Consider the following 3072-nt stretch of genomic DNA (forward strand, 5'->3'; position numbering starts at 1 on the left):
TTGGTAGATCGTTGATTTCATTGACTTTCCTGTTCACTTTCAAATCTGCGATTCGTGGCGTCAAACCGTGGTCGGTTTCATCCATTGGTGCCAGTTATCGATGCATTTGGCCGCGAAGGCAGGATTTGGTCAGCATAGCGGTCAACCGGGAAGCGAAACACACCCCGCAAGTTGATGCTCTCCAGCCTGGTGGGCGCAATCTTCCCGATCAGTTCCGGTGGAATGACCTGGCGGCGGTTCGACCAGCGATCCAGGACCGCCTGCATCTGTGAGGTATTCCACGCCATCACGATGTTGGCCATCAGGCTCAACGCATCGGCCACAGCCTGCATTTCATCGACACGTTTGGCCTGCGCCGGGCTGATCCGGCCGGTATAAATGGCGCGCTTGAGGGCGTTAACAGCCTCGCCCCGATTGAGCACCCGGCGCAACTCGTTCCTGAAAGCGTCCTTGACAAAGTAGTCAGCCAAAAACGCCGTACGCAGCAACCGCCCCAATTGCACGCCAGCCTCATAGATTGGATCGCCCTGGGCGGCAGAACCGAACCGCGCAAGAGCTGCCACCGCACTGGCATGTCCGCTCATGACCGAGGCTGCCAGGTGCACCAGACTATCCCAATGCTTTTCGATCAAAGCGACGTCGACATTGGCTTCGCACACCGCAGCGATTTCTGCGGGCACTTTGGTGCCGCGTGGCACAAAGAGGTGGCGCTGTTTGAGTTCCTTCAACCGCGGGCAAAGATCAAAACCAAGCAAACGGGCATGTGACATGGCAAAGTCGGTGTAGCCATGGGTATCCACAGCAAGCTGGCTGGTCTCCAGCTTTTCTTGGCGGATGACACCTTCAATGGCCACGCCCGCCTGGCGCTCATTGAGCACAAAGGGCTGCGCATGGAAGATGCCCCACCGGTCTTTTACATGGGAGTAGATTCCAATGGAAGGTGTGTTGCGCCGAGGATCAAGCCGGGCTTGCCACACCCGTTTGGTGGTCTCCATGGTCATCATGTCAGAAGATGCCAAATCGGACCGCCCCCAGGTGGCGGCAATCGGGTGTCGCTGCATGAATTCCAGCACAGCCTGGCAGGCCTGGCTCAGACGCCGTTCGTCCCGCGCCCAGCGCATGGCCTGGCGAATGCTGGTGGCAGACAATTGCGGAATCATGCGCGCGCATTCGACCGCAGTCAGACTGGTGCCGTGGGCCATGATGCCGGCATAGACCATCAGCAGCTCGTCGGTAGAGCGCGGCTCACGTCCGAGCATGATCCAGCTAAAGCGCACCTGGGCGTCAACGGCCAGAATCACTTCCGGCAATTGAACCTCACCGATGCGGTGATCCAAAGCCGCGCGCAGCTTGGTCACTTCTGGGTCTTCGTCCTCTGCGGGCAATGGCGACAAATGGAGTTCATCATCCACGCGCAGTACGCCACTGCGGGCTGCAGCGGCCACCGCATCGACACCGGCAGTTACTCTGGCCAGCAAAGGCTTCAAGAAAGTGGCAGCCTTGCTGGGTAACGATAGACGGGCATAGTGTTTCTTGGACTCTGCCTGCCAACGCTCGTCCGTGAAGAACAAGCGCGCACGACCCCGAAAGCTCAGGCTGTGCTCAATCCAGACCGAGCCATTGCGCACCGCGCGGCGCAGGGCAAACAGGGTGGCCACCTCCAACGCCTGAAACGCCCGTTCCCGGTCTGGGCTGGAGATCGAAACCTGCCAGATCATTCCCAGACTTGGTGCCACCACTTCAACTGGCAGCTTTCTGGATCCTTTGAGATATAAAGCTTGCAGCTTGGCAAGGTACTCGATGGCAGGATGCTCGCCGGTGGCCTGCCAGGGCAGCTTTGCAATGGCGACGAGCAACGACCGCACGGGGCGAATTCCATCAATCAATCCCTCGCGGACCAGGGAGGCCCTGCTCGGTGGTTTGCGTTTCTGGGTTTCGGTGATCAAGGCTTCAAGACGGGCACGCAACTCAGCATCTGGCACCGCACCTTGCGCGCTCAAGGCAACAAGTTCGCCGAGCAGCGTTTTGTACATTGCGGCCCAATTGACGGTAGCGGGGACATCGGCGGCAGCCTGACGCCACAGATCGGCGATCCGGCGCTGCACCATAAGGATCAACTGGTCTGTGGTGGTGAACAGGCAATACCGAAGAAAGCATGCGACCTCCACGGTGCGCGCTGGCTCTTTGATCTTGGCTCCGGCTGAGGGCGGCCTGGAGACAAGTCGGCGCGCGTAGCGGCGCAAGATGAGATCGGGGATGTCTGCCAGGTGCTTATGAACGTCCAGCGTGTAAAGCAGGTCGATGCGCTCCAGTACCTCGCTGATTTGGCGGGTTGAGTGTTTCGCCGGTGCAGCCCATAGCCAACTCTGCTGGGTTTGTCCATCTGGGCGCAGCTCTGAAACTGAGGCTCGCCAGCGATCAAGTGTTGCTGGATCAACGCTGGCGGCGATGGCGGTGCCTGTTTCAACTTCAAGCTGGGCAAGTGCCGCCGCAATCAGTGTCCGAATTGCCCGCTCGTGCACGATCACCAGCTTGTTCTTGTACAGCCATTGACGCGCCCGCACGAGTAGCTGATCGCGGTCGGCGCAGCGCGCCACTTCGTCGCGCAGTTCACGTACCAGTGAGCGGCGCTGGTGCTCGCTCATCCACTGGAATCCAAGGACCGTGCAGGCTACTTGTTGGTGATCGAATAGCGTGCGCCCGCGTTCATACATGGCTCTCAGCGAGGCGACTTCTGGTGCTGCAATGCCAAGCTCGTTGCCAAGGTGGCGCCACAAGGCTACTGGAATTACCCGAAAGGCACCGAGCAAACGCCCACTCATGCGCAGGAAACCAATATGGAGCGCCAGACCAAGCTTGTGGGAATCACCTCGGCGTGCATTGATTGCGTCGCGCTCGGCACCATCGAAGGTGAAAAATGCCTTCATCTCGAAGTCGCTGATATCGCGGGGGAGCCCACGCATCCCCAAAAACGTTGTGTGCCAACCCTGCATCGTGAACCTCAAAAGTGGGAGGCCACCATACCCGTTTACAAAGCGAACAGGAAAGTCAATGAAATCAACGGTCTACCCA

1 protein-coding gene is annotated in these 3072 nt (G+C 59.0%); it reads right to left on the reverse strand.

Going from position 1 to position 3072, the window contains the following annotated elements; genetic code table 11:
- Positions 1 to 77: 77 nt before the first annotated feature.
- Positions 78 to 2993 carry a Tn3-like element IS1071 family transposase gene (locus PY257_RS16215; protein WP_003158660.1) on the reverse strand — a complete coding sequence of 972 codons (2916 nt, stop codon included), beginning with the start codon at positions 2991 to 2993 and terminating at the stop codon, positions 78 to 80.
- Positions 2994 to 3072 lie beyond the last annotated feature (79 nt).

Source organism: Curvibacter soli, assembly GCF_029211125.1.
Classification (GTDB): Bacteria; Pseudomonadota; Gammaproteobacteria; order Burkholderiales; family Burkholderiaceae_C; genus Curvibacter_A; species Curvibacter_A soli.